Raw genomic sequence first — 26,651 nt, 5'->3', positions numbered from 1 at the left:
TCGCTCACCGTGACGGGCTGGGGAACTCCTCCAGGTACGCCTCCACCCGCTCCGCCGGACCGGGGCGGGACAGCCCGTACCCCTGGCCGAGCCGGCAGCCGGCCGACCGGGCCTGCTCCACGTGATCCGGCGACTCCAGGCCCTCGGCGATGATCTCCAGGCCGAACCGCTTGCCCAGCCCGACCACCACGTCGATGAACGGCTTGCTCTCGCCGTTCCGGCTGCCGCCCTCGGTCACCAGGGTCCGATCAACCTTGAGGAAGTCGACCGGCAGCCGGCGGAGCTGGGCCAGGGACGCCTGCCCGCTGCCGAAGTCGTCCAGCGCGGTACGCACACCCATCGCCCGCAGCGCGGCGAGCTGGGTGATCACCGCCGGTACGTCCACACCGCCCCGCGGCTCGCCGATCTCCAACACCAGCCGTTCCGCCGCCACGTTGTGCTCGGCCAGCGCCATCCCGACCCAGCTGATGAAGTCGGGCGCGGCCAACTCCTTTGGTGAGATGTTGACCGACATCCAGAGCTCGCGGGGACGTTGCGACCAGACGGAGATCTGTCGACAGGCGGCGTCCAGCACCCAGCGGCCCAGCTCCTCGAGCAGCGACAGGTCCTCCGCCACCGGCAGCAGCTCGTTCGGCAGCACCGTACCCAGCGCCGGGCTCCGCCAGCGCAACAGCGCCTCGGTGCCCACCGGCTGCGTGGTGGCCAGGTCGACCACCGGTTGGTACACCAGGTCCAGCTCACCCCGCTGCGCCGCGCCGGGCAGTTCCCGCTCCAGATCGAGCCGCCGGGTGAACTGCTCCTCCAGCTCGTCGTCGTACCACTCGACCCGGTTGCGGCCGAGTTGCCGGGCCCGGAGCCGGGCCAGGTCGGCGCGCCGCAGCACGTCGTCGACGTTGTCCCCGCCGGAGAGGTCGGCCAGCCCGATGCTGGCGCCGGCCAACTCCACCTGTACGTCGACCACCTCGTACGGCTCGGTCAACGCGGTCAACAGCCGGGTCCCCATCGCGTACGCGAGCACCGGACGGTCCACCGTGACCACCGCGAACTCGTCGCCACCCAGCCGGGCCACCACGTCGTCCTTGCCGGCCCCGGTCCGGAGCCGCCGCCCGGCCTCGGCCAGTACGGCGTCACCCATCTGCCGGCCGTGTACGTCGTTGACGTCCGACATCCCGTGCAGGTCGATCACCAGCAGCGCACCCGTGTGGCCCGGCACCGCCCGCTGGGTGACGATGGTGCGCATCAGCTCCCGCCGGTTGGCCAACCCGGTCAACTGGTCGCGGAAGGCGAGTTCGTGCAGGGTCCGTTCCAGCCGCTGCCGTTCGCTGACGTCCCGGACGTGCACCACCAGCGCTGCCACCTCAGGCACGTTCCGCTGGTCGCTGATGGTCGACTCGGTGTCCCGCCAGGCACCGTGCCCGTCCCGCAGCCGGGCGGTGACCAGTTGCGGACGGCCGGTCGGCGCACGCCCGGCGAGCGTGTCGGTGAGGACCTGGGTGACGTCCGCCGCGTCCTCCGGATGCATCAGCTCGGGAAAGGCCCGGCCCAGGACGTCGGCGTCGGAGAGCCCGAAGAGCCGGGCCGCCGTCGGCGACTGCCAACTGATCAACAGGTCCACGCCGACGACCAGGGTCAGGTCGTTGGCCCCGGAGACCAGGGAGCGGAAGTGCGCCTCCTGGTTGGCCAGCCGCCGGGCGTACCGCCGGATGTCGAGCATGACGAGCACCTCGCGGACCACCAGGGTCGGGATGATCGCCAACCCCAGCAGGATCGGGGCGTGGTCGAAGGTGCCGTCGGTGACCAGGTTGTAGAGCGCGGAGAGCGTCGCGAGGATCGCCGGAATCGTCAGCAGCGGATAGGCGGTGAGGTTCGCCTGCGGCTCGCCCATCGAGGTCGGCTGGGCCACCGGGTTGGCCCGGCGGGCGCCGGCGGCGATCAGCGCCAGACCCGCGACCAGAGCGACGGCGACCACCGGCAGCGCGGTGGCCGGGGCGCCGTAGTCGATCAGCACGGCCAGCAGCGCGTGCCCGAACACCGCCAGCCCGGCACCGGTGCCGCAGAGCGCGGCGGACCGCCGGTACTCGTACGCCCGCAGGGTGGTGATGGTGATGATCGGCAGGCCGCCGGTGGCGAGCAGGGCGGCGGCCACGCCGAGCGGCGGCAGCCCACCGTCCGGCGGAATCATCCAGGCCGAGAAGGCCAGACTGATCCCCAGGCTCAGGCCGTCGAAGCCACGGCGCAGTCGTACTCCGACCGTGCTCGCGGCGCCCGGCAGCAGCATCATGCCGAGCAGGTAGAGGAGGAGGGCCAGTCCCAGGCCGCCGAGGGCCACCATCGAGCGGGCGTCGGCGGGGGCGAGCCAGATGGCGAACGAACTGAGGCCGCTGGCGATCAGCCCGAAACCGAGGAAGCCGGCACCCCGGCACGGCCCGAAGCCCGTGCTGGTGCGGTGCAGCCGCAGGGCGAGGCGTCCCAGCCGGGTGGCGGCCACCGCGGCGGTCGCACCGACGGCAAGGGCGACGGCGGCGTACGGAGACACCGCTCCGGTGTGACCGACGGCCAGGAAACCCACGGCGAGCAGCGGAACGCCGGTCTCACTGACCTGGGTGGCGAGCCGGCGACGGGCTCGACCATCCGCAGAGTGCGCCACGAACATGGCGGATGCCTTCGCAGAGGGGGCACGGGGCGTAATGCGGGACTGGTCTGGATGAAGGGCCACACCATTCCTATCAACCCCCAACGATCGGAAGGGGGCGTGGTTACGTGCTGGTAGGGATCTCCCACTCCTGTGTTGAGGAGAATCTTCCCTCATCGTGGCAAGTCTTCCGTCCCGCGCGCCGGTCGGGCCGGACTCCGGGTCCGCCGGAGGCCCCTGCCGGGCCCGCCGGGCCGAGGTGCGAAAATCGCAGGGTGAGCAAGACCAGCACGCTCCGCTTCCGGCACAACCAGGCGATCTCGGTGGCCGCCGTCATCGCGTTCCTGGGCGCTCTCCCCCTCGCGACCTCCCGCTGGTACCTCGCCCCGCTGCTGCTCGTCCCGGTGGCGATCGGGGTGTGGGCCCTGCGGGCCGGCACCGACGCCGACCCGGCCGGCGTACGGATCCGGGCGCTCCTGGGCCAGCACCGCATCCCCTGGTCCGACATCCTGGAGCTGGCCTCCGACCCGCGTGGTCAGGCGATGGTCCGGCTCCGCGACGGTCGGACCACCGCACTGCCCGCGGTCCGTTCCGTCGACCTGCCGGCGCTGATCACCGCCAGCGGCCAGTCGCTCGGCGAGTCCCGCCCGAACCAGCCCGCCGCGCAGGCGCACGACGCGACACCGGAGCGCACCGACCCGACCGGTCAGTAGCCGTCGCGTACCTCGTTGATCAGCGGTTCACCGGCGGCGAACCGGCGCAGTTGCTGGCCGGCGAGGCGGTAGGCGCGGGGCAGCAGTCCCCGTACCGAGCCGGCGACGTGCGGAGTGAGCAGCACGTTGGGCAGGTCCCAGAGCGGATGACCGGCCGGCAGCGGCTCCGGCTCGGTGACGTCGAGCGCCGCCGAGATCCGCCCGGTGGACAGCTCGGCGACCAGGGCGTCGGTGTCGGCCACCGGCCCCCGGGCGGCGTTGACCAGCAGGGCGCCGTCCGCCATCGCGGCGAGGAATCCGGCGTCGACCAGGCCCCGGGTCTGCTCGGTGAGCGGCACCAGCAGCACCACCACATCGGCCGCCGGCAGCAGCTCCGGCAGGTCGGCGACGGCGTACACCCGCTCGGCGGGGCGGGCGGTCCGGGCGACCATGGTCAGCTCGACCTCGAACGGCGCCAGCCGGGCCCGGGTGGCCGCCCCGATCGAACCCGCGCCGACGATCAGCACCCGCTTGCCGGCCAGTTCGTCGGTGGGGACGGCCCTGGCGTACGCCCACTCCTGCCGGGTCTGGGCCAGGGCGAAGGTCGGGAACGACCGCAGATGGGCCAGGGTCGCCGCGACCACCCACTCCGCGGTCGACGAGTCGTGCACGCCGCGCGCGTCGCAGAGGGTGACCTGTTCGGGCAGCCGCCCGGCCCAGGTGTCGGCGCCGGCCGAGAGCAGTTGCACCACCCGCAGGTCCGGCAGTTTCGCCGCGACCGGGACCGCCGCGGCCTGTGCGAGGAACGGCGGCACCCAGAAGCGCACTCCGGCCGGGTCCGAGGGCAGCCGGTCCGGCGCCGGAGCGACCTCCACCGTGACGCCTTCGGGAATCTCGCCGAGCAGTTCGCGACCCTCGGGGTGCGGAATCCATGCCTTCACGGACGCCGACGATAGCCGTCAGCTCCACCGGACGCCGCGCTGGGCCTCCGGCGGGAACCTCTCAGCGCAGCGGCAGGTCGACCGGGGCGGCGGTCTGGTAGACGTCGTACCCGGCGACGGTGGTCTCGGTGACCGCCACGCCGGTGCCGCGAAGGTGGTTCCGGACGGCCGTGTTCAGCGCGGTGCCGGCCGGCAGGACGAAGGCCGGTCGGGGCGCCTCGGCGACCAGTTCCGGGTACGCCGGATAGCGGTCCCAACCCGCCTGCAGGTCGTCCCGGATCACCCCGCAGACGAGTCGTTCCCGGGTCAGGAAGATGACGTTGTTGCAGGTCCAGTACTCGGCGTAGAACCGCCGTACGCCCAGCCGGTCCAGCCCGTCGACCAGGTCCCGGCGCTGGGCGGCCTCCCGGGCCAGGGCCGGACTCGCGCCGATCAGCGACCCGCTGGCCAGGGCCATGGTGGCCACGAGCGCCGTCAACGGCACCGCCCCGGCCAGCCGGAGCAGCCGGCCACCGCCGGGCCGGCCGGCCACCGGAGTCCGCGCAGGCGCACCGGACCCGCCCGGGACCGGCGGCCGACCCGGCACCGGGCGCCGGGTCACCATCGACCACAGCGGCCAGAGCAGTGCGGGCGTCGAGATCAGTAGGCAGGAGAGGTAGCGGGCGCTCTCCACCGGGGTCAGCGCGGCGGCGCTGCTGCTGACGTACCCGAAGAGGGTCAACCCGGCGCCGGTCAGCAGCGTCAACCGGCCCGCCTGCCGGACCCGCTCCGGGCGTCCGGTGGCCCGGCACAGTGCCCAGGCGGCGAGCAGCGCGGCGGCGACCAGTAGCACCGGATAGGCCAGGCCCCACCACAGTTGCCAGGACGCGCACCGCTCCGGAGGGCAGAGTCCGGTGCCCATCGGCACTCCGAAGAGAATGCCGCCGGAGAGCCGGTCGTACCAGGATGTCAGCACCTCGCCGTTCAGGACGTCGTAGATGGCCAGCGACCGGTTCTCCGGCGCGGTGGTCAGGTTGTGCCATCCGATCGGGACCAGTCCGGCCAGCAGCCCGGCCAGGAGCGCGAGGCCCCGGCGGCCGGGCAGGTCCCGCCAGCCGATGCCGAGCAGCAGCACCCCGGCCGCCGCGACGTACGGCAGGACCAGCCAGTCGTCCCAGAGGGTGAGTCCGGCGACCAGCCCGAAGCCGGCGTACGCCAGCGCGCGGCGGCGTACGACGCCGAGCCCGAGGTTCACCGCGAGCAGGACCAGCAGCGCACCGGCCGGGTTCATCTCCGGATAGCCGCCACCCGCGATGAGCTGGTTCTTCAGGATCCGGTCGGAGCCGAGTGCGAGCAGGCCGACGGTGGCCGCCGCCAGCCACGGGGTGTAGAGCCGGCGGGTGAGCTGCCACATCAGCGCCAGGAAGGCGGCGTACAGCAGCAGGTTGGGCAGGCGTAGGGCGAGGATCGACGAGTCGAAGGCCGCGAACAGCGGTGCGGCGAGGTAGGACTCCAACGCGCCCATGTAGTACTGACCGTAGAAGAACAGCGGAAACTCGTTCCCCTGCACCACGTGCCGGGCCACCAGCCCGGTGACCGCCTCGTCGCTGTTGGTGGGCGGCACCTCGGCGAGCAGCAGGACCAGTCGGTAGCCGATGCCGAGCGCGGCGAGCCCGACGGCGAGCCGCCCGGCGGGAAGTCGCCGCCGGGCGGGTGCGATCGGCGGCGTGGTCAGCTCCGCCGAGGTCGCGAGCACCATGTCGGGCAGTCTCGCACGGAAGGACCGGCGCGGACGCCCGTCACGGAAGCGGTGCCCCGCGCGCCGGCCCAGGCGTCCAGATCGGAACAAATCTCCCGTCGCGATCGGGAACCGGTCCGGCGGCCCACGGCTCACACCGCTGACGGGTCGCCCGATGCCGGCGACCCGACCGGCACCGACCAGGCGGTTCGTCCGCGCTGACCCGGTGGACCGGGTGGCGACGGATCGGGAAGACCGGTGCAATGATCGAGCGGAACGACGGCAGGTATGTGAACCCGACTACCCTGGGCCGGGTGAGCGTTCGCCCGTACCCCAGAATCCACCGTCGGCGCACGGCGGTCGCGCTCTGTGCGGCGGCCGTCATGGTGATCAGTGGCTGTTCGTTCGGCGAACCGGAACCGGACCCGGCCGGCGAGCCGCCGACCTTCCCCACCCCGTCGGTCTCGCCGACCGGAAGCGGGGCCGAGCAACAGGTCGCGGCGACGGTGCTGGCCAAGCAGCTCCGGGTGCCCTGGGGAATCGCGTTCCTGCCCGACGGCGGGGCGCTGGTGACCGAGCGGGACACCGCCAAGATCCTGAAGGTCGGCCCGGAGTCCGACCCGGACGGGCTCAAGGTCAGCACGGTGCAGACCGTCGCGGAGGTCGACGCCGCAGGCGAGGGCGGCCTGCTGGGCATCGCCGTCTCGCCCGCCTACCAGCGCGACAAGACGATCTTCATCTACTACTCCACCAGCGAGGACAACCGGATCGCCAAGCTCACCCTCGGGGCCAAACCGACGCCGATCGTCACCGGGATCCCGCTCTCCGGCATCCACAACGGCGGGCGGCTCGGCTTCGGCCCGGACGGCTACCTCTACGCCACCACCGGAGACGCCTCCGAGCGTGGGCTGGCGCAGCAGCTCGGCAGCCTCGGCGGCAAGATCCTCCGGATGACCCCCGCCGGCAAGCCCGCGCCGGGCAACCCGTTCCCGAACTCCCTGGTCTGGTCGCTCGGGCACCGCAACGTCCAGGGCATCGCCTGGGACGCCAACAAGCGGCTCTACGCCACCGAGTTCGGGCAGAACAGCTGGGACGAGGTCAACCTGATCCAGCCGGGCAAGAACTACGGCTGGCCCGACGTCGAGGGCGAGAGCTCCGGCGGCGCGGGGAACGACAAGTTCACCGAGCCCCTGGTCGTCTGGACCACCGCCGAGTCGTCCTGTTCCGGCGCGGCCATGATCGAGCGGGTGTTCGTGGCGGCCTGCCTGCGGGCCGAACGGCTCTGGTTGGTGGAACTCACCGCCGCCGGCACCGTGCTCGGCCAGCCCCGGCCGCTGCTGACCGGCGAGTACGGCCGGCTCCGGGCCGTGGTCGCGGCGCCGGACGGCTCGCTGTGGATCTCCACCTCGAACCACGACGGCAAGCGCGAACCCGCCCCCGAGGACGACCGGATCATCCGGCTGGTCTTCTCCGGCGGGGTCGCCGGTAAGAGCTGAGTTGATTGCCCGGATGGCCGAAAAGGGGTGTGACCTGCGGCGGGTTTTGATGATGTCCCGCTGGGCAGGTCATGATTGAGCATGGACAGGCGGAGGAACGACATCCGGACCGCCGGGGGCGAGACGCCCCCGGCGGTTCGGCGTGTGCTGGGGGCACTCCGTAGCGGTGTACGGGTCGCCCACGCCGTCCTCACCTCGGTCGGAGTACGCCGGACCGGGGTAGCGCTGGCGATCATGGCCGTGACCGTGACCGGAATCGTCATCGGCGTACTGCTCGGCGGGCGGATGCAGACCGACATCGGGCCGTTCCGCGCGGAGATGGCGATCACCCCGTCCGTCGACGGGGGCACCACGGTCACCATTCCGCCGCTCGGCGCGCTGCAACTCAGCAGCCACGCCGGACCCGCACACCTGTCGGTCCGGCTCGGGTCGCTGGACCAGCGGCGTACCGAGGCGCTGATCACCGACCCGGCGAGCATCAGCCGGGCCAGCCAGTCCGCCGTCACCGACGTGACCAACGGGGTGATCCGGGTCGGCGTACGGACCGTCGCGGTCTCCGTACTGGCCACGCTGATCCTGGCGGCGCTGGTGTTTCGGCGGACCCGTCGGGTCGCCTGGGCCGGCACGCTCGCCCTGTTGGTCACCGGCGGCAGCCTGGGGATCGCGGCACTCACCTTCCGGCCGGACTCGATCGAGGAGCCCCGGTACGAGGGACTCCTCGTCAACGCCCCGGCCATCGTCGGCGACGCCCGACGGATCGCCGACGACTACGGCCGGTACGCCGACCAGCTCCAGCGGATGGTCGGCAACGTCAGCCAGCTCTACACCACCGTCTCCACCCTGCCGGTATTCGACCAGGAGCAGGGCACGGTACGGGTACTGCACGTCTCCGACCTGCACCTGAACCCGACGGTCTGGCCGGTGGTCCGAACGCTTGTCGAGCAGTTCAAGATCGATATGGTGATCGACACCGGCGACATCACCGACTGGGGCAGCGAACCGGAGGCGTCCTTCGTCGGCTCCATCGGCCTGCTGAAGGTGCCGTACGTCTTCATCCGCGGCAACCACGACTCGGCGGCCACCGCCGCCGCCGTCGGCCGGCAGCCCAACGCGGTGGTGCTGGACAACCAGGTAATCACCGTGGCCGGGCTGACCATCGCAGGCATCGGGGATCCGCGCTTCACCCCGGACAAGGAGACCTCGCCGAGCGGGTCCGGCAGTTCGCCGCAGACCGTGAGCCAGGTCACCGGTGCCGGCGAGAAACTGGCCAGCACGATCCGGGCGGCGGGCCGGCCGGTCGACATCGCGCTGGTGCACGATCCGGCCTCGGCCGGGGCGCTGGCCGGACTCGTACCGCTGGTGCTGTCCGGGCACACCCACAGCCGGGAGGTACGCGAGCTGCCGCAGCTCCCCGGCGCCATCGCGACCCAGCTACAGGTGCAGGGTTCGACGGGCGGGGCGGGGCTGCGCGGGCTGGAGGGGGACAAGCCGACGCCGTTGGCGATGTCGGTCCTCTACTTCGACCAGCGGCGGGCCCTGCAGGCGTACGACGACATCCAGCTCGGCGGGACCGGCGAGGCGCAGGTCAACCTGGAACGGCACGTGGTGGAGGAACCGGAGCCACCGACCCCGCCGACCCCCACCCCGCCGTCGACGCCCACCCCCACGCCCACCGGCTGAGGTGTTAGGAAGGGCCCCCGCCTATGCAGAAAACGATAAGCGGGGGCCCTTCCTTACAGGTTCAGCCTTCGACGCCGAGCCGGGAGAGGATCAGCGAGCGGACGGTCTTGGCGTCCGCCCCCCGGGTGCTCTTCATGACCGCGCCGACCAGGGCGCCGGCCGCGGCGACCTTGCCGTCCCGGACCTTGGCGGCGATGTCCGGGTTGGCCTCGATCGCCGCGTCGACGGCGGTGGTCAGCGCGCCGGTGTCGGAGACGACCTCCAGGCCCCGGGCAGCCATGATCTCGCGCGGCGAGCCCTCGCCGGCCACCACACCCTCCAGGACGGTACGGGCCAGCTTGTCGTTGAGCTTGCCCTCGTCGACCAGCAGTTGCAGCTCCGCCACCTGCGCCGGGCTGGCGCCGATCGCGGCCAGCTCGACCCCGGCCTCGTTGGCCCGCCGGGACAGCTCGCCCAGCCACCACTTCCGGGCACCGGCCGGGGTGGCCCCGGCGGCCACCGTCTGCTCGATCAGCTCGACCGCACCAGCGTTCAGCACCGACTGCATGTCGTGGTCGGACAGGCCCCAGTCCTGCTGCAACCGGCGCCGGTGCAGCCGGGGCAGTTCCGGGAGCGCGGCCTTGAGTTCGGCGACCCAGGCCGCGTCCGGCGCCAGCGGCACCAGGTCGGGCTCCGGGAAGTAGCGGTAGTCGGTGGCGGTCTCCTTCGACCGGCCCGAGGTGGTGTCGCCGCTGTCCTCGTGGAAGTGCCGGGTCTCCTGGATGATCCGGCCCCCACCGTCCAGTACGGCGGCCTGGCGCAGCATCTCCGAGCGGACCGCCCGCTCGACCGAGCGCAGCGAGTTGACGTTCTTGGTCTCGGTCCGGGTGCCCCACTCGGCGACCCCCGCCGGCGACAGCGACGTGTTCACGTCACAGCGCAGCGAGCCCTCCTCCATCCGTACGTCGGAGACGCCGAGTGTGCGGAGCACGTCCCGCAGCTCGGTCACGTACGCCCGGGCGACGATCGGCGCCTTGGCACCCGTACCGGGGATGGGCTTGGTGACGATCTCGACCAGCGGGATGCCGGCCCGGTTGTAGTCGACCAGCGACTCCGTCGCACCCTGGATCCGGCCGGTGGCACCGCCGACGTGCAGGCTCTTGCCGGTGTCCTCCTCCAGGTGCACCCGCTCGATCCCGATCCGGACCATCTCCCCGTCGACCTCGACGTCGAGGAATCCGTCCACGCAGAGCGGTTCGTCGTACTGGCTGATCTGGAAGTTCTTCGGCATGTCCGGGTAGAAGTAGTTCTTCCGGGCGAACCGGCTCCAGGACGCGATCGAACAGTTCAGCGCCAGGCCGATCCGGATCGTCGCCTCGATCGCCGCCTTGTTGGCCACCGGCAGCGAACCGGGCAGCCCCAGGCAGACCGGGCAGACGCGGGTGTTGGGCTCGCCGCCGAAGTCGGTCGGGCAGCCGCAGAACATCTTGGTGTTCGTGCCCAGCTCGACATGGGTTTCCAGGCCGATCACCGGGGCGTAGCGCTCGACGACGTCGTCGTACGAGGGCAGGACGGTCGTGCTCATCAAGACTCCAGCTCTCGGGCGGCAACCGCCCCCGGCGAACGAACATCCGGACAGAACCCTGCAAGCCTAATGGCTCATCCGGCCCGGCCTCGTCCGGGTTTACGCGCTCCGGCCGGCGCGGGCCGGCGGGGTCAGACCCCGGCCGTCGTCGCGGCCGGGAAGTCGGCCGGCCGCACGGCCCGGATACCCGCCACGATGAGGTGTACGGCCAGCACCTGGTCGCGCTGCCCGGCGGCGCAGTGCACCAGGGTGTCGGCGGCGGCGACGACGTGCGGGTAGCGCCGTGGCGAGAGGGCCGCCAGCGCCGCCCGCTTGGCCCGGAACTGCTCGTCCCGGGCCTCGGGGTCGGAGTTCTCCGTGGTCGCCGGGTCGGGAGCGACGATGGCGATCAGGGAGCTGATCATCTGGCTGCCGATCTCGGCGGTCTGATCGGCGGAGAAGCCGGCCTCGGCGAGCAGGGCGAAAGTCCGTTCGGCCAGGGTCAGGCCGGGTTCCGAGGCGAAGATCCGGTGCAGGGTGAGCCCGGCCGCGTTCGGGTGCGGTGACAGCGCGGCGAGGATCGCGGCGAGCAGGTCCCGGATCTGCTCGTGCCAGGGCGCGTCGCTGGGCTCGGGCAGTACGACGGCGGCGAGGAGCCGCTCGGCGACCGCGTCGAGGAGTTCGTCCTTGTCCCGGAAGTGCCGGTAGAGGGCCATCGGGGTGACGTCGTGGTGCTGGGCAAGCCGCCGGAGCGTCACCGCGGACATTCCCTCGGCATCCGCGATGGCCAGGGCGCTCTCCGCGATCTTGTCCGGATCGAGTCGCCGCTGCCGGCCGGTGTCCTTGCTCATACTCGCCACGCCATCGAGTCTACACCGTAGACTTTTCGTATACGGTGTAGACATACTGCGTAGATGTACGCCGTATACATCCGACCGCTTCCGCGAACGAGGTAGGCAATGCGACGCAGTCCCTGGGCCACACTCACGGTGTTGGCACTCGCGCAGTTCATCGTGGTGCTCGACGTGACGATCGTGAACGTCGCGCTGCCGCACATCCAGACCGACCTGGGCTTCGCCCCCGAGAGCCTGCAATGGGTCATCAGCGCGTACACGCTGCTCTTCGGCGGTTTTCTGCTCCTCGGCGGCCGGGCCGCCGACCTGCTCGGCCCGCGCCGGGTCTTCATCGCCGGCCTCGTCCTGTTCGGGGCCGCCTCCCTGGTCGCCGGGCTGGCCGACTCGCCCGGCTTCCTGATCGGGGCGCGGGCCGTCCAGGGCCTGGGCGGCGCGCTGCTGTCCCCGGCGGCGCTGGCCATCCTCACCGTCACGTTCGCGCACGGGCGGGAACGGAACATCGCGTTGGGCGTCTGGGGCGGCCTCGCCGGGCTCGGCGGCACCCTCGGCGTCGTCGCCGGTGGCCTGCTCGTCGACTCGCTGAGCTGGCGCTGGGTCTTCTTCGTCAACGTGCCGATCGTGATCGGGCTCGTCGCCATCCTCCCCCGCTACGTCCAGGACATCCGGCACGGCCTGGACGGCGCGCGGACCTTCGACGCCGCCGGAGCGCTGCTCGGCACGGCCGGGCTGCTCTCGGTCGTCTTCGGAGTGGTCCGGGCCGAGCCGAGCGGCTGGGGATCGCTGGAGGTGCTCAGCTTCCTCATCGGCGGTGTCGCCCTGCTCGTCGCCTTCGTCGCCGTCGAGGCCCGCTCCGCCGCCCCACTCGTTCCGCTGCGGCTGTTCCGGTCCCGGGCACTGGGGGTGTCGAGCGCCGCCCTGGCCCTCAACGGTGCCGCCTTCCTGTCGATGTTCTTCCTGACCGCGATCTACCTCCAGCAGGTACGCGGCGACTCGGCCCTGGAAGCCGGCCTGCACTTCCTGCCGATGGGCGCCACGGCCATCTTCGGCGCCGTACTCGCCAGCCAGCTCGTGCACCGGCTCGGCACCCGTACGGTCCAGCTCGCCGGGGCGACCATCGGCCTCGTCGGCCTGCTGCTGCTCGGCCAGGCCGGAGCGGACGGCAGCTACACCAGTGAACTGCTGCCCGGACTGCTGCTCTTCGGTTTCGGCATCGTCAGTCTCAGCGTGCCGGCCCAGATCGTCGCGGTGTCCGACGTCGCCAACCACGAGGCGGGCGCCGCCTCGGGCGTGGTGAACGCCTTCTTCCAGGTCGGTGGCGCGCTGGGCCTGGGCATCGTCACCACGCTCTCCACCACCCGCGTCGGCGACGCCCTCGCCGAGGGGGCCAGCCAGCAGCAGGCCCTGGTGGAGGGCTTTCACCGGGGGCTCCTGGTCGCGGCGGCGTTCGCGGTCGCCAACGTCCTGCTCACCCTGGCCAGCCCGCAGCTGCGACCCGACGCCGCACGGGTCTCCGAGGTGGCGGCCGTCGCCTGATCCGGACCGCCCGGCCGCGCGACCGACCGACGGCAACCCTCGGTCGGTCGCTCGGCAGGCAGGCGGGTGGGCCGGCCGGGCCGGGCCCTCCGCTGGCGGGGTCAGACCGGCGGGTCGGCCGCCGCGCCGGGACGGACCAGACCGGTCTCGTACGCCAGGATCACCAACTGGACCCGGTCCCGGACGCCGAGCTTGGCTATCGCCCGGGTGATGTGGGTCTTGGCGGTCAACGGGCTGATGAACAGCCGCCCCGCGATCTGCTCGTTCGACAGGCCGGTGGCGACCAGCCGCAGCACCTCACGCTCCCGCTCGGTCAGCACCGACAGCCGCGCCTCGGTGTCGGTGGGCGCCACCGGCCGGTGCGCGAACTGTTCGATGACCCGGCGGGTGACGCTGGGCGAGAGCAGCGCCTCACCGGCAGCCACGATCCCGACCGCCTGGCGGAGCTGCGCCGGCTCGATCTCCTTGGTGAGGAAGCCGCTCGCCCCGGCGCTCAGCGCGGCGAAGACGTACTCGTCGGTCTCGAAGGTGGTGAGGATGATGACCCGGCATCCCGACAGCGTCGGGTCGGTCACGATCCGCTCGGTGGCGGCGAGGCCGTCCATCCCCGGCATCCGGATGTCCATCAGCACCACGTCGGGCCGGAGGGTACGGGCCTGCCGGACCGCCTCGTCGCCACTGGCCGCCTCGCCCACGACCTCGATGTCCCGGCCCCGGCCGAGCAGGCTGCGGAAGCCCGCCCGCACCAGGGCCTGGTCGTCGGCGAGCAGCACGGTGACCGTCACGGCCGGAAGCCTGCCACAGGGATCGTGGCGTGGACCGCGTATCCGCCGCCCTCGGCGGCACCGGCCCGGAAGGTACCGCCCAGCGCCGCGACCCGCTCCCGCATCCCGTTGACGCCGTGGCCAGGCACCGTGCCCGGCTCGGGACCGGCCCCGTCGTCGATCACCGCCACCTCCACCGAGTCGGCGGTGATCCGCAGCCGCACCGTGGCCCGGCGGGCGCCGGCGTGCTTCACGGTGTTGGTCAGGGACTCCTGGATCACCCGGTAGCTGGCCAGCGCCACCGGCGCGGAGACCAGCGCCGGATCACCACTGGTCTCCAGGGCGACCTCCAGACCACTGGTCCGGCTCCGGACCAACAGGTCGGCCAGGTCGGCCAGGTCGGCCTGGGGCGCGGGTACGGCAGCCGCGTCGGCGCGCTCACCCGGCGCCCGCAGTACGTCGATCAGGGACCGCAGGTCGGCCACTGCCTTGGCCCGGACCTCCTGGGCGGTACGCAGTGCCGCGCGCGCCTCGACGGTGGAGTCGTCGAGCGCCTCGTCCACCACCCGAAGTTGCACGCCCACCACGGTCAGGGTGTGCGCCACCACGTCGTGCAGCTCCCGGGCGATCTGCAACCGCTCCTCGGCGGCCCGCCGACCCGCCTCCAGCTGCCGTTCCTGCTCGGCGTGCGCCAGCCCGGCGGTGAGTTCGGTCCGCCAGCGCAGCCAGTTGCGGTACGCCACCGCGACGGCGATGAGCAGCGCCAGACAGAGCGCCTCGCCACCGACCTCGCCGACCGCCCGCTGTGCCTCCTGTTCGCCCGCCGTCCACTGCCAGGTGACGGCGAAGGCCAGCTGGAACAGCCCCGCCCCGACCGCCCAGGACAGCCTGGGGCGCTTGGCGGAGTCGTCGGCCGCGACGAAGAAGAAGATCACCGCGGCCGGCCAGACCCAGCCGGCGTCGGTCAGGTCCGCCGTCCGGTACGCGATGATGGTGGCCAGGCTGACCAGCAGTACGCTCACCGGCCAGCGCCGGTGAGCCAGCAGGAGCAGGCCGAGCGTGGTGGCCATCGGCACCGTGCCCTCGTACGTGATCGGCGCCCCGGCGACGGCCGTACCGACCAGCACGCCGGACGTCGTCAGGGCGGCCAGGGCCAGGTTCCGCCAGACCGGCCGGCGTACGACCCCCGGTCCGGCTCCGGCCCCGCCATCCGCTGCCGCCATCACCCGAGCATGCCCGATCTCCGGTCGACTCCGGTCCGGGGCCTGCGGCCCGGCGTATCCCACTCCTGCTGCCATGTCGGTCGTCCCTCCTGCGGTGAAGCTGACGACATCGACGCTAGGCAGGCCGGCCCGCCACGGCGTCGGCCAACGGCCGTCAACACCGGGTACGCCCACCGAGTACGACCTACACCAGACGCGGTAGCCGGTGCACCGGCCGGTGAACCGCCATCGGGTGCGGCACCCGGACGGGTGGCCCGGATCAGCCGGTGCCGGTGGCGCCGAGCAGTACGGCGACGAGCACCACACAGAGCAACGCGACCGGCAGGCCCCACCGGACGACGCCGAGCAGCCACCCCGGGGTCGGGACCGGTTCGTCGCCGGTGGCCGGATGGCGTACCCGGTCGGTCAGCAGCCGCCCGGACAGGAGCGGCCACCAGGCGGACAGCAGCAGCACCAGCCCGACGCCGAGCAGCGGCCAGGCCGACGCGCGGAGCACCTCCTGCTTCCAGACCAGCTGCGGAACGGTCGTCACGGCGATCCCGACGCCCACGACCAGGCCGAGCCGCCAGTCGAAGCCACCGGCGCGGCGGCTGCCCGGACGGAGCAGGAACGCGGCGACACCGACGATCCCGGCGACCCCGACGGCGACCGAGACGAGTTGGCCGACCGTGACGGTGGCCGGGACCTCCCGGGTGACCGCGTCGACCCCGGCGAGCAGCGACATCACGCCTGTCAGGGTGCCGCTCGCCACGAGCGCGGCCCGGAGGAGTTGGCCCCGCCCGGCCGGGAACCCCTGCGCCGACCCGCGACCGTGGGCGAGCGCGGCGGCGTACTCCGCCGGCTCGCCGAACGCCTCGGCGGGATCGGTGCCGGAATCGGCGCAGTACGTGTCGATCTCGGCGAGCGCCGCCCCGATCTCGGTGCCGGGCAGCCGGTGCAGCCGGGCCTCGGCAAGGAACGCTGCACGCCAGTCGTCCAGCACCCAGCCCCGGCCCATGGTCGAACCTCCTCCGCGCCGAGCAGCCCCCGCGTCCGTCGTCCGTCGTCCACGCTAGTGCGCGGGGACGTACTCAGCCGCGTGGGGACGTATTCAGCGGCGCAGGGCGTCGCTTAGCTCGCCGGCCCGGCGGCGTCCCAGGCACAGCGGCCCGGTCAGCTCCAACCAGGAGCCGTCCCGGAACATCACCCGGAGCCGGCCGCCGTGCAGCCGGTGCCAGCGTCGACGGGCGCCGGTGACCTCTGCCCGGTCCACCGACCAGAGCGGCTTCAGCTTCGCCGCCACCACCGGCGTACGCGGGGTGCCGAACGGCCGTACCTCGTCGTCGGAGCGGCCGATCCGCAGCACCATCAGCCGCCGGTCGGTCACCACGAACAGCAGCTTGTCGTCGGTCGGCACCGCGCGCACGTAACCGGCGGCGACCGAGTCGAGCCGGCCCCGCGCCGCACGTCCGAAGAGGAGCCGGATCAACCAGTCGGTGGGACCGCCGCCGCCGATGTTGTCGACGAACTCGACCCCGCTGAGCACGGCCCCGGCCACTCCCATGCCGGCCACCTGTGCCCCGTCACCGGGGGCCGGTGCCGGCGGTCGCGGGGGCGGGTCCGATGCCAGGCCGTGCGGGCGCTTGACCTCGCTGCACGCGAGCATCGCCTCACCGGGCTCCAGCCGGTGCGCGACCGCGTCGCCGTACAGGTGGCGGTAGTCGGTACCCATGACTCAGTCCAGCGGGTAGTCGTCGGCGGCGCTGCCCAGCACCTCCCGCATCGACTCCTGCAGCCGCTTGGTCGCCTCCCGCTGCGCCCGCCGGATCGTGCCGGTGATCTCCGAACCGAGCTGGTCCGGGCTGTACCGCATGCCCCGGGAGGTGATGTCCACCCGGTCCACCCGGCCGCCGTGGTCGACCGACACCCGTACGGCGCCGCTCTCGCTCTCCAACTCGACCGGCTGCTGCCGGAGTTCCTCGACCCGGCGGTTCATCCGGTCCTGCAGGCCGTCCAGGCTGTTCGCGAGCTGCTCCAGCCGATCCAGCGCGGGGTATTCCACGTCGTTCCTCTCCTGCCCTCGTCCACCCGGACCGGGCGGTCGTCGACCCGGCGGGTCAGCCCACCGAGTCGATCAGATCCTGCACGCTCTTGGTGTACGGGCCGATGTCTTCCCGGTAGGTGCCGTCGGTCGCGTAGTTGCGGTCCTTCTCTCCGTCGCGGATGTCCTGCCCGCCGACGACGGTGTCCAGCACCGCTCCGCCCTTGCCGCTCAGGTTGACCGGTGACACCTGGTTGAAGGCGAAACGTGGCAGGCCGACCTTGAGGCCGTACTCCTTCGCCACCGCGAGGCCCGCCGGGGTCCGACCCTGTTGTCGCCACATCGCGTACTGCTTCTTGAGCTTGCGCAGCTCCATCACCCGCTTGCGGTAGGTGGTGAGCAGGTCCTTGACCTCGTCCAGCTTGCCGGCCAGCTTCGTCAGGACCCGGACCAGCTTGCCCACGATCCGGGCACCCCGGCCCAGCGTCAGCGCCAGCCGGGCGAGCCAGCGTACGGCGAAGGCGGCGATCGACGCGCCGAAGCTGAGGAACGCCGCCGCCGCGGCGATGATCGCCTCGATCAGGAAGGCGGTCAGGAACTCGAAGATCAGCTCACAGAGCAGGTTGAACGCGTCCACCGCGGCGTTCGCCGCCTCGACCAGCACCTCCTTCGCCGCGGCCAGCCCGTCGCCGAGTTGCCGGATCAACTCCTCGATGTTGGTCAGGCCGGTCTGGAACGCGTCCGCGGCCTCCCCGCCCCAGGCCGGTGGCTGCAACCGGGACCGGTCACTCGTCTGCCCAGCGGCGATCCCGAGTACGTCGGTCGACGCGGCGAGGCAGCGTTCGGCGCCCCGCATCAGGTCGTCGGGGTCGCCGGCCACCTGTTCCAGCAGTTGCTCGAACGGCGACAACACCGTACGGGTGAAGCCCTGCAACGGTTCCGGCACCGAGCCGACGAACTGTTCGAAATAGGTCTTGCTGCGCTCCAGCGCGACGGCCGACACTGCGCCATCCCCCTTCGTGGTCTCTGCACGCGACGTTCTCAAGTGAGCCGGGCCGACCAGGTCCGGCGCTCGGCCGGCCCCGCTGACCCGTACGGTCAGCCGCCGGTCCGGAACCGCCCCTGTGCGGCGGCGTCACTGGCCAGGTACGAGTCCCGTTCGGCGATGATCGCGTCGGCGACCATCTCCATCACCTCGACGCCGTCCGCCAGCGCCTGGAGGCAGTCGTCGAGGCACGACTCGTACTGCTCGTAGAGCGTGAACGAGGCGGGCATGATGCCGAAGGAGGAACGCCCGACCGCGCCGTCGCGTAGCAGCCCGCGTATTCCGTCGAAGTCGTCCGCCCGCCCAAAGCTGGTCTTGGAGAAGGTCTCCAGCGCCGCCGGGTCAACGGTGAAGCCGTCACCTGAGCCACCGATCATGGCAAGGACCCTAGTAGATCGTCGCCCGGTCCGGTGGGGGGCGGTCCACCGTCGTACGGCGGGCTCGATCGCGCGGCCGGGATACGCTCGCCGCACGCGAATTCGACACAGCGCAGGAGCGGCCATGGCCCGGGTAGTGGTTGTCGGAGACATCGGTGGTCATCCCGCCCAACTGCGTGCCGCGCTGTCGTCTCTCGGCGCGGACGTCGACCGGTACCACCTGCCCGAAAAGGTCACCGTGGTCCAGGTCGGTGACCTCGTCGATCGTGGCCCGGACAGCCGGGCGGTGCTCGCCCTCGTACGCGGATACCTCGAGAACCAGCCGGAGCGGTGGATCCAGCTCGCCGGCAACCACGAGGCGCAGTACCTGCCCGGTGGCACCGAGTTCTGGCCGGAGCGCCTCGCCGGCGCCGACGCGGACCTGCTGCGATCCTGGTGGGCGGAGGGACGGATGCGGGTGGCTGTCGCGATCCGGACCGCCGACTCGGAGGACCTGCTGGTCACCCACGCCGGGCTGACGGTCGGCGCCTGGCGGGAGCTGGCCGAGCCGCCGACCGCCGCGATCGCGGCCCGGCTGCTCAACGAACGCCCGCAGCCACTGATCTTCCGGGGTGGGGAGTTCGGGGTGGACCGGGCGGCCGGACCGTTCTGGGCCGAGGCCGGCTGGGAGCTGCACGAGCCCTGGCTGGAGTTCTACGCCGGTGGCGGGTTCGTGCCGTTCGGCCAGGTGCACGGCCACTCCCAGCCCGTACGCTTCGCCGACCGGACCTGGCGCTGCCCCGGCCGGGTACGCCAGCGCGCCACCGTCGACTGGCCCGCCCGACACGTCCGGGTACGCGTCGGCGGTCGCGTCTTCACCGCGATCGACCCGAAGCACGGGCGTACCGGGGCGGCGGAGTGGAGCCCGCTGATCCTCGACGGTGCCGAACTCCTCACCGCGCACGAACTGCCCTCGCTCTGACCGGTACGTCGAAGCGGACGGTTCCCCCAGCGGCCCGCCGCCATCCTGGATCGGCTCAAGCGGCCGTGAGGTGCGGCTACCCGCCGTCGTAGGAAGATGCTTCGGTCGCTAGGGTCGAAGCTGTTGCGGAATCCCGTCCGCCTGGGGAATGGAGGAGCACTGATGTCTAAAACGACGACCGGAGCTTCCGTTCGCCCCTTGGTGACCGCAGTCGCAGGCTTGTAACGCCGCGCGGGTAGCAGCAAAGTCAGCACACATCCCGGTCGCCGGGGCGAGGTGACACGTGTCACCGGCCTCTGGCGCCCTTTGGCGTCTCCGTTCGCCTTTCCGGGAGTTCTGCTGTGTCCGCTCGTCTCTTTCCACTGCTCCGTGTACGTGTCCTGGTCGCACGCCTGATCGCTGCCCCGTTCGGCAGGAGGTCTCAACGGCCGAGGTCGGCTCCGCCTGCTCCGAACTCCGCCGACCAGACCGTCGACCGGAATGTCCGCCTTCTGAGCTGGTTCAACTTCTTCGGCGACTTCCGCATGTACGGGCCGATCATGCTCATCTACTTCGCGCAGGTCACCGGCTCGTACACCGCTGCCGCCAGCCTCCTGGCGGTGAAGATGCTGTCTTGCGCCGCGTTCGAAGTCCCTACCGGGGTGCTCTCCGACCGCCTCGGCCGACGCGGCACGATGATCGCCGGTGCCGTCGTCATGGTGGCCGCCCATCTCGGGTACGCCAGCGCTTCGGGCTACGGCCTCCTCCTGGCAGCCGTCGTGCTGGAAGGATTGGCGACCTCACTCTGGAGCGGCAACAACGAGTCTCTGCTCTACGACACGTTGCTCGAAGCCGGCCGGGAGGAGGAGTTCCCCCGGCACTCGGGCCGGGTGAACTCGATGTTCCAGATCGCGCTCGCACTGGCGGCAGCCATAGGTGGCGTGGTCGCCGGTGCATGGTCGCCGCGTGTGGTGGTCGTGCTGTCGGTCATGCCGCAGGTGCTGTGCGTGCTCGTCGCCTCGCGGGTCCGAGAACCGCGGGTGCACGGCTCGCTGGAATCGGACGTACTGGCACATCTCGGTTCGGCCCTGCGCGGCATCCGCCGTAGTCCGGTGCTCCGCCGGATGACTCTGGTGTCGGCGCTTCGTTACAGCAGCGGAAGCGCGGCCCAGTTGTCGCCTGTTTTCGTGGCGGGGCTGTGGCCGCTCTGGGCGCTGGGCCTGTGGCGCACCTTCGGCCATGGCGTGGCCTTCGTCGGCTTCCGCGTCAGTGGTCGGGTGATCGGCCGGGTGGGCGCGGCCCGCACCCTGCTGTTCGGTGAGCTGTTCGACAACGTGGCGAACTTCGTGGCGCTGGTCAAGCCGACGGTATTGTCGCCCGTGCTGCTTGGGTCACCGGCCTACGGCATGTCGACAATCGCCCAGCAGACGTTGCTGCAGCGCGAGTTCACCGACCGGGAACGCGCGACGATGGGTTCGCTCGCGTCGCTGCTCGGCAGCGCGCTCTACGCGCTCGTCGCCCTGGGAGCCGGCCTGGTGGCAGACCGTTGGGGCATCGTTCCGGCGTTGCTCGCGATCCAGGCGGTGGTGCTGATCGCACTTCCGCTCGCCTGGTGGGTGCACGCGCGCGCTTCTTCGCTCCCGCGAGCGCTGGGACGGTGACGGGATGAGCGCCTTCGCGGCCCCGGCCAGGCCTGCGGTCGACGTCGCAGTGGTGAGATCACTTGAAGGTCGTGAGACACGGCCTAGTCGTAAGACACGGCCTAAGTGATCGACAGACTTAACCGCCCGGACAACTCTCCCTCCGCCGCCGTTGCCGGCCGCGTTATGCACTGTCCGGCATGACACACACCCACGCAGAGACCGGGAACACCCCCACCGGCACCAGCCGGCGCGCGCTGATCGCGGGCACCGGCGGTCTGCTTCTGCTCGCCTCCGCCCCGGGTACCGCGTCCGCCGCCGCGACCCCACGGGCGGCCGGGCCGAACCAGGCGCCGGGAACCGGCGCCTCGCGTACCTCCCTGGTGACCCAGGGCACCACCCTGGTCCATGCCGACCTGCACAACCACACTCTGATGTCCGATGGGGACGGCGATCCGGCGCTCGCCTTCGCCTCGATGCGGGACGCCGGCCTGGACGTCGCCGCGCTCACCGACCACAGCACGCTCTTCTCGATCGAGGGAATTTCCCGATCGGAGTGGGACCGGACCGGCGCCCTGGCCGACGCCGCCGACGACCCCGGCCAGTACACCGCGATCCGGGGTTTCGAGTGGTCCCACCCGCTGCTGGGCCACGTCAACGTCTGGTTCAGCGGCAACTACACGGACCTGCTGCAATCGTCGAGCATGAGCCGGCTCTACAGCTGGATCGGCGGCTCCGGCGGAATCGCGGGATTCAACCACCCCGGCCGCGAGGTGGGCCGGTTCGACAACTTCCGGTACGTCGCCGGGGCCCGGGAGCCGATGATCGGGCTGGAGATGTTCAACCGGGGTGACGACTACCTCTTCGACGGCTGGGGCAACGGCCAGACGTCCCCGCTGGTCGCCTGTCTCAACGCCGGCTGGCGGCCCGGCCTGACCGGCGTCTCCGACGAGCACGGCACCGACTGGGGCTTTCCGGAGGGCAAGGGGCGGACCGGCCTCTGGGTCACCCAGAACACCCGGCAGGAGGTGCTCGCCGCGATGCGGGCCCGCCGGTTCTTCGCCACCCGGGTCTCCGGGCTGCGCCTCGACGCCACCGCGAACGGGGTACGGATGGGCGGGGTGCTGCCGGTCAGCCGGGGCGACGTGACCTTCTCGGTGGACCTCGACCGGGGACCGGAGTGGGTGGGCAAGCCGCTGCGGATCCAGGTGTTGCGGCCCGGCAGTGACGCGCCGGTCGTACCGGAGATGATCGATATCCAGGCCGGTCGGGTCACCCAGTTCACCGTGCCGCTGGACATCGTCGACGGGCACTGGGTGGTGCTGCGGATCTCCGACCCGACCCAGCCGAACGCCAGCCCCGGGCCGGCGAACCATCCGTGCAACGACTGGGGCGTGGCGTACACCAGCCCCTGGTTCCTCCAGCCGTGACCGCCGGGCCGGCGCGCTAGCCGCCTCCCCGGCCGGCGCGCTAGCCGCCGACGGAAAGAACCGAGCGGGGTCCGGTGCCGTCGACGCACCGGACCCGTCCCGCCCGAGGAGGTACGCGGACGTCGATACCCGCCCGCACAGGGCGGCGGTACGGGCACTATGAGGAGAACGTGGCAGATTGGGCGGAGCGATCGAGGGGGCACCATGGTCGGCGGCGTACACCACCGGATGGCGACGGTCGACGGGCTGGATGTCTTCTACCGCGAGGCCGGCTCGCCGGGAGCGCCCCCGCTCGTCCTGCTGCACGGCTTCCCGACCAGCTCGCACATGTTCCGGGAGCTGATTCCGGCGCTGGCCGACCAGTACCACCTGGTGGCCCCCGACCACATCGGGTTCGGCTACTCCTCGGCCCCGTCGCTGGGCGACTTCCCGTACACCTTCGACGCGCTCACCGACGTCACCGCGAGCCTGCTGGACCAGCTCGACATCCGCCGGTACGCCGTCTACATGCAGGACTACGGGGCGCCGATCGCGCTGCGACTGCTGTTGCGCCGTCCGGAGAGCATCTCGGCGATCATCAGCCAGAGCGGGAACGCGTACCAGGAAGGGTTCGTGGAGGCGTTCTGGAAGCCGCTGTTCGCGTACGCCCAGGCGCCCGGACCGGAGACGGAGGCCGCCGCCCGGCAGGCCTTCACCGAGAAGGAGGTCCGCTGGCAGTACGAGCACGGCGTACCCGACGCCAGCCTGGTCAGCCCGGACGCCTGGCGGCACGCCCTGGAGGTGCTGGCCCGGCCGGGCAACGACGAGAACCAGTTGCACCTCTTCCAGGACTACAAGACGAATCTCGACGTCTATCCGCAGGCGCAGGAGTCCTTCCGGCAGACCCAGGTGCCGCTGCTCGCGGTCTGGGGAGCCAACGACCAGATCTTCGGCCCGGACGGTGCCCGCGCCTTCCAACGGGACCTGCCCAACGCCGAGGTCCACCTCCTCGACACCGGACACTTCGCGCTCGAGACCCACGTCGACGAGATCGCCACCCGTATCCGGGACTTCCTCGGCCGGATGCAGGTCCAACCGGCCATGGCCCGCTGACTTCCGGCGGGCGGCAGGCTCCTGCCGGCAGCCTGCCGCCCGTCATCGGCCGCCCGTCGTCAGCCGCCCGGCCCGGTCCGACGGAGTTCGATCCGGTACCAGCCGTCGGACTCGGGATCGGCCGGGGTCTGGGTCAGGGCCTCGCTGCTACAGACGTAGTGGTCGGCCGACCAGGACGTGGACGGATCGATGTCCATCCGCTCCACGCCGTCGATGCGCAGGGCCATCGTCGACTCCTGCCGGCGAACATAGTCGTACCGGATCGTGCCGTCCGCCAAGCGATAGCGGGCGGTGGCACGGCCGGACCAGACGAGGTCGACGCGCTGACCGTCGATGGTCGTCGTGGCGTTCGTCCCGCTGCCGTAGTCGAGGACGACGGTGCCATCCGGCTGGAACGTCTGCGAGATGCCGCTGCCGGCGAACCGGTGGCTTCTGCCGAAGAGGTTCAGGTCGAACTTCCTGGACACCTCCTGCCATGTGCCGATCAGACAGGGATCCACCACCGCAATGGAAGTTGCGGGCACCGTCGGTTCGGTGATGCCGGCGGGCGGGGGGTTCGGCTTCCAGAAATGGTAGTTACCGGGCAGCGCAGTCGCGGCGCCGGCGAGGGCCAGCACGGCGAGCGCGGCGAGCCCGACGGCGGCCAACCCGCGCCCGGGTCGTACGCCAGGCGGGGCCACGGTCGCCGTCTCCGCCGCCGGTACGGCCTGGGCGCGGCGACGGCGCCAGAGTGCGCCGGTGGCAGCGCCGAGCAGGGCTGCGGGTACCGCGACCAGCAGTCCCCAGCTCGCGATCATCGCCAGGTGGTCGAGTACGAACCTGTCGGGCAGGAAGAACACCGGTTCACAGGATCGCGTTCCTGGGCGGATCAGGTGCAGACACTCGGATACGCCTCGGTTCAGGTAGTAGCCCAGCGTGGCAAGCACCACGGTGATGGTCACCGCGAGCGGCGTCAGTATCGGGCGTAGCCGCGTCGAACGGGCCGCGATGACAGCGGCGGCGACCGCCTGCGCCAGGACGGCAACGACCAGGTAGGTGTGGTAGTACACCTGGAAGAAGTAGAGCGGCGTACCGAGGGTCAGGGTGTCGACATCGAAGCCGTCAGGCGTGTGCCGGACCTCCGGAGGCAGCGCGGCACGGGCCGCGTACGGCATAGCCAGGCCAAGGGCGATTACTCCGAGACCTGCCACCGCACCGGTGACGAGCGCCTGCCGTACGCCGGGCGGACGTTCGCCGCCGCGCCGGCACCAGCCCAGCAGGACCGCCGGTACGACCCACAGCAGCACCGGGCCGGCCACGGGGATCGGTGTCTCGCCGAGGTACAGACGTGGCAGGTAGGAGATTCCGGTCCAGTCGGCCAGCCGGGCGTACCAGTCGATCGCCCAACCCGTCTGCGTCAGTTGACCCCATCGGTTGAAGCCGACGATGCTGCCGCCGAAGGATGCTTGGTACCAGATCCCGAACAGTGGCGCACCGGCGGCGATCGCGGTGGCGGCCACCAGACGCTGCCGCCATCGTCGACGGCCGGGCCGGGTGGGCCGCACGGCGAGCGCAGCATCCGCCGACCGCACCCAGGCGACGAACAGCAGGAAGCCCGCCGTGAGCAGCAGAGCGCTCAGCGGTATCAGGTTGAGGCCGAGAAGACCCGTGCCATCGAGTCCCACGTTCTCGGCCGCCGTCAGCGAGAGCGGCCCGCTCACCGCAACTCCCAGTGCGGCGACGACCGGCAACAACAGGACCCGTCGGCGTGTCCAGGGTGGCTCCGTGGTCGTGGACGAATCAGCGTGCCGCACCGCCCGGACGAGCAGGCCGAGCAGGAGGACACCGATCGCCAGTGCCAGCAACACCAGGCCGACCATTAGGTAGGCCTCGAGCAGGTTGCCGACGAAGATGCTGACGTTGTAGAGCGTCAGTCCGAGGATGATGCCGTAACTGGCGGTCTCCCCGATTCCGGTATGCAGCAGTCGCCGCGGATCGACGATGGCCGCAGCCCGCTGCGCGGGTGACGGGTGGCTGCCGAAGCGCGAGGTGAGCCGATCCCAGCGAGGTGTCCACCTCACCCACCGGGATCTGCTCGGTGGCCATGGCAAACCACCGATCACCCGGCTGAGCGCTCCGTCGGGGATGTCCCAGGCGGCGGCGGTGGTGTCGGCATGGACCTCACGGGCCCGCAGAATCGCGTTGCGGGCCAGGTACACCACCACGGTCAACGCCGCCAGCGCGACGAGCGGGTAGGCCAGGTCGGCCGGTGATCCGGCGCTGCCCGACGCGGCCCGGCGGCGCCACAGGTCGGGATTCAACGACAGGACCACGAATGGAGCGACGGCGACGGCCACGAACGACCACCAGGTCGCGATGCTCAGATAGGTACGGTCGACATCGCGGTTGCGCAGGTGCGCCAGCTCGTGCCGAACCACGGCACGGAACCCGGCCCGGTCGAGGTCGTAGCGCACCAACAGACCGACGTCGAGGCAGACTCGGCGATCACCCGGCAGTCCGAACGCCTGACCGCCGTGCGCCATCGAATAGGGGGCGACCAGCCATCTCGGCGGTCGGCGCAGACCGGCCTGCCGAGCCAACTCGTCCAACTCGTCCAACATGTCGGTGTGCTCATCCCCGGCCAACCGCCGCATTCGACGGCGCCGGGCCAACCACCACGGATGCAGCAGGTAGAGCAGCCCGGCGACAACCATCTCGACGAGGATCCCGGTGACGACCCAGATCGCCTGCTCGTGGAAGAACGGACGGACACAGTCCCGCATCAGGGCAGTGGCCCGGCCGGTTGCGTCCTCCACCGGCATCGGTGCGACGGCCTCCAGCATTCCCGCCAGGCAGAGACCCTGCACCCGGTTCACCCGCTCCGCGGCGGGCGACGCGATGTAGACCGCGCCGAACGCGACGACGCTGGACGCCAGGACCGCCGCCACCAGCATCACGAACCGGATATCGGTGCTGGCGCGTAGCGATGCGCCAACCAGTCGTCGGGAGGACACGTGTTCGTCGGTAGCCACCTCGCCCGTTTCGGCCGCTGC

The 26,651-nt window shown here is 71.6% G+C and carries 21 protein-coding genes; 8 read left to right on the top strand and 13 right to left on the bottom strand.

Features of this window, described 5'->3' with window-relative positions; all coding sequences use genetic code 11:
• Positions 1–4 precede the first annotated feature (4 nt).
• Entirely contained in the window at positions 5–2,653 is a 2,649-nt protein-coding gene (locus H4W31_RS16590) for a putative bifunctional diguanylate cyclase/phosphodiesterase (RefSeq protein WP_225945558.1), read from the bottom strand.
• 254 nt (positions 2,654–2,907) lie between these two features.
• On the opposite strand from H4W31_RS16590, the gene H4W31_RS16585 reads away from it, so the two are divergent.
• Positions 2,908–3,345, top strand: a complete 438-nt coding sequence (locus H4W31_RS16585) for a PH domain-containing protein (RefSeq protein WP_192767487.1) — start codon at positions 2,908–2,910, stop codon at positions 3,343–3,345.
• Here H4W31_RS16585 and H4W31_RS16580 read toward each other — a convergent pair.
• The gene (locus tag H4W31_RS16580) at positions 3,339–4,265 is read right to left on the bottom strand and encodes a 2-hydroxyacid dehydrogenase (RefSeq protein WP_192767486.1); all 927 of its coding nucleotides are present in this window, start codon (positions 4,263–4,265) and stop codon (positions 3,339–3,341) included. The genes H4W31_RS16585 and H4W31_RS16580 overlap by 7 nt on opposite strands.
• A gap of 61 nt (positions 4,266–4,326) precedes the next feature.
• Positions 4,327–6,003 carry a hypothetical protein gene (locus H4W31_RS16575; protein WP_225945557.1) on the bottom strand — a complete coding sequence of 559 codons (1,677 nt, stop codon included), beginning with the start codon at positions 6,001–6,003 and terminating at the stop codon, positions 4,327–4,329.
• Positions 6,004–6,296: 293 nt separating this feature from the next.
• Between H4W31_RS16575 and H4W31_RS16570 the strand changes: the two genes are divergently transcribed.
• Positions 6,297–7,478 (top strand): PQQ-dependent sugar dehydrogenase, encoded by a 1,182-nt coding sequence (locus tag H4W31_RS16570; protein WP_318783232.1) that lies wholly within the window; start codon positions 6,297–6,299, stop codon positions 7,476–7,478.
• An 81-nt stretch (positions 7,479–7,559) separates the two neighbouring features.
• A complete protein-coding gene (locus tag H4W31_RS16565; RefSeq protein ID WP_192767484.1) occupies positions 7,560–9,158 on the top strand; it encodes a metallophosphoesterase in 1,599 nt (532 codons plus the stop codon).
• A gap of 61 nt (positions 9,159–9,219) precedes the next feature.
• On the opposite strand, the gene gatB is transcribed toward H4W31_RS16565, so the two are convergent.
• Positions 9,220–10,722, bottom strand: a complete 1,503-nt coding sequence (gene gatB, locus H4W31_RS16560; protein WP_192767483.1) for an Asp-tRNA(Asn)/Glu-tRNA(Gln) amidotransferase subunit GatB — start codon at positions 10,720–10,722, stop codon at positions 9,220–9,222.
• A gap of 131 nt (positions 10,723–10,853) precedes the next feature.
• On the bottom strand, positions 10,854–11,552 hold the full coding sequence (locus H4W31_RS16555; RefSeq protein WP_192772151.1) for a TetR/AcrR family transcriptional regulator: 699 nt from the start codon (positions 11,550–11,552) through the stop codon (positions 10,854–10,856).
• Between the two features lie 108 nt (positions 11,553–11,660).
• Between H4W31_RS16555 and H4W31_RS16550 the strand changes: the two genes are divergently transcribed.
• Positions 11,661–13,088 carry a DHA2 family efflux MFS transporter permease subunit gene (locus H4W31_RS16550; protein ID WP_192767482.1) on the top strand — a complete coding sequence of 476 codons (1,428 nt, stop codon included), beginning with the start codon at positions 11,661–11,663 and terminating at the stop codon, positions 13,086–13,088.
• Positions 13,089–13,189: 101 nt separating this feature from the next.
• Here the strand turns inward: H4W31_RS16550 and H4W31_RS16545 are convergent, their stop codons facing one another.
• The 7 genes from H4W31_RS16545 to H4W31_RS16515 form a co-directional block, all read right to left on the bottom strand.
• Positions 13,190–13,873 (bottom strand): response regulator, encoded by a 684-nt coding sequence (locus H4W31_RS16545; protein WP_192767481.1) that lies wholly within the window; start codon positions 13,871–13,873, stop codon positions 13,190–13,192.
• On the bottom strand, positions 13,870–15,075 hold the full coding sequence (locus tag H4W31_RS16540; RefSeq protein WP_192767480.1) for a sensor histidine kinase: 1,206 nt from the start codon (positions 15,073–15,075) through the stop codon (positions 13,870–13,872). Before H4W31_RS16540 ends, H4W31_RS16545 begins: the two co-directional genes overlap by 4 nt.
• A gap of 259 nt (positions 15,076–15,334) precedes the next feature.
• Positions 15,335–16,072, bottom strand: a complete 738-nt coding sequence (locus H4W31_RS16535; RefSeq protein WP_192767479.1) for a hypothetical protein — start codon at positions 16,070–16,072, stop codon at positions 15,335–15,337.
• A gap of 93 nt (positions 16,073–16,165) precedes the next feature.
• Entirely contained in the window at positions 16,166–16,786 is a 621-nt protein-coding gene (locus H4W31_RS16530) for a hypothetical protein (protein WP_192767478.1), read from the bottom strand.
• A gap of 3 nt (positions 16,787–16,789) precedes the next feature.
• Positions 16,790–17,116, bottom strand: coding sequence for a YbaB/EbfC family nucleoid-associated protein (locus H4W31_RS16525; RefSeq protein WP_192767477.1), 327 nt, complete (start codon positions 17,114–17,116; stop codon positions 16,790–16,792).
• Positions 17,117–17,171: 55 nt separating this feature from the next.
• Positions 17,172–18,098, bottom strand: a complete 927-nt coding sequence (locus H4W31_RS16520; protein WP_192767476.1) for a WXG100 family type VII secretion target — start codon at positions 18,096–18,098, stop codon at positions 17,172–17,174.
• Between the two features lie 95 nt (positions 18,099–18,193).
• Positions 18,194–18,517 (bottom strand): hypothetical protein, encoded by a 324-nt coding sequence (locus H4W31_RS16515; RefSeq protein ID WP_192767475.1) that lies wholly within the window; start codon positions 18,515–18,517, stop codon positions 18,194–18,196.
• 124 nt (positions 18,518–18,641) lie between these two features.
• Here H4W31_RS16515 and H4W31_RS16510 point away from each other — a divergent pair, with 124 nt between their 5' ends.
• The 4 genes from H4W31_RS16510 (at position 18,642) to H4W31_RS16495 (ending at position 23,619) form a co-directional block, all read left to right on the top strand.
• Positions 18,642–19,478: a metallophosphoesterase gene (locus H4W31_RS16510; protein ID WP_192767474.1), complete on the top strand. Its 837-nt coding sequence runs from the start codon at positions 18,642–18,644 to the stop codon at positions 19,476–19,478.
• A 341-nt stretch (positions 19,479–19,819) separates the two neighbouring features.
• Positions 19,820–21,118, top strand: a complete 1,299-nt coding sequence (locus H4W31_RS16505) for an MFS transporter (protein ID WP_192767473.1) — start codon at positions 19,820–19,822, stop codon at positions 21,116–21,118.
• Between the two features lie 179 nt (positions 21,119–21,297).
• Entirely contained in the window at positions 21,298–22,527 is a 1,230-nt protein-coding gene (locus H4W31_RS16500) for a CehA/McbA family metallohydrolase (protein WP_192767472.1), read from the top strand.
• A gap of 204 nt (positions 22,528–22,731) precedes the next feature.
• Positions 22,732–23,619 carry an alpha/beta fold hydrolase gene (locus H4W31_RS16495; RefSeq protein WP_192767471.1) on the top strand — a complete coding sequence of 296 codons (888 nt, stop codon included), beginning with the start codon at positions 22,732–22,734 and terminating at the stop codon, positions 23,617–23,619.
• A gap of 59 nt (positions 23,620–23,678) precedes the next feature.
• On the opposite strand, the gene H4W31_RS16490 is transcribed toward H4W31_RS16495, so the two are convergent.
• Positions 23,679–26,612 (bottom strand): M48 family metalloprotease, encoded by a 2,934-nt coding sequence (locus H4W31_RS16490; RefSeq protein WP_192767470.1) that lies wholly within the window; start codon positions 26,610–26,612, stop codon positions 23,679–23,681.
• Between the last annotated feature and the right edge of the window lie 39 nt (positions 26,613–26,651).

It is taken from the genome of Plantactinospora soyae, assembly GCF_014874095.1.
Lineage (GTDB): Bacteria > Actinomycetota > Actinomycetes > Mycobacteriales > Micromonosporaceae > Plantactinospora > Plantactinospora soyae.
Note: the sequence above shows the minus strand (reverse complement) of the source record. Positions and strands in the feature narration are given on the sequence as shown.

Bases quoted from the DNA above. Each gene is read 5' to 3' on its own strand.
- H4W31_RS16590 (WP_225945558.1), bottom strand. From the start codon at position 2,653: ATGTTCGTGGCGCACTCTGCGGATGGTCGAGCCCGTCGCCGGCTCGCC.
- H4W31_RS16575 (WP_225945557.1), bottom strand. From the start codon at position 6,003: ATGGTGCTCGCGACCTCGGCGGAGCTGACCACGCCGCCGATCGCACCC.
- H4W31_RS16565 (WP_192767484.1), top strand. From the start codon at position 7,560: ATGGACAGGCGGAGGAACGACATCCGGACCGCCGGGGGCGAGACGCCC.
- gatB (WP_192767483.1), bottom strand. From the start codon at position 10,722: ATGAGCACGACCGTCCTGCCCTCGTACGACGACGTCGTCGAGCGCTAC.
- H4W31_RS16555 (WP_192772151.1), bottom strand. From the start codon at position 11,552: ATGAGCAAGGACACCGGCCGGCAGCGGCGACTCGATCCGGACAAGATC.
- H4W31_RS16550 (WP_192767482.1), top strand. From the start codon at position 11,661: ATGCGACGCAGTCCCTGGGCCACACTCACGGTGTTGGCACTCGCGCAG.
- H4W31_RS16540 (WP_192767480.1), bottom strand. From the start codon at position 15,075: ATGGCGGCAGCGGATGGCGGGGCCGGAGCCGGACCGGGGGTCGTACGC.
- H4W31_RS16535 (WP_192767479.1), bottom strand. From the start codon at position 16,072: ATGGGCCGGGGCTGGGTGCTGGACGACTGGCGTGCAGCGTTCCTTGCC.
- H4W31_RS16530 (WP_192767478.1), bottom strand. From the start codon at position 16,786: ATGGGTACCGACTACCGCCACCTGTACGGCGACGCGGTCGCGCACCGG.
- H4W31_RS16515 (WP_192767475.1), bottom strand. From the start codon at position 18,517: ATGATCGGTGGCTCAGGTGACGGCTTCACCGTTGACCCGGCGGCGCTG.
- H4W31_RS16510 (WP_192767474.1), top strand. From the start codon at position 18,642: ATGGCCCGGGTAGTGGTTGTCGGAGACATCGGTGGTCATCCCGCCCAA.
- H4W31_RS16500 (WP_192767472.1), top strand. From the start codon at position 21,298: ATGACACACACCCACGCAGAGACCGGGAACACCCCCACCGGCACCAGC.
- H4W31_RS16495 (WP_192767471.1), top strand. From the start codon at position 22,732: ATGGTCGGCGGCGTACACCACCGGATGGCGACGGTCGACGGGCTGGAT.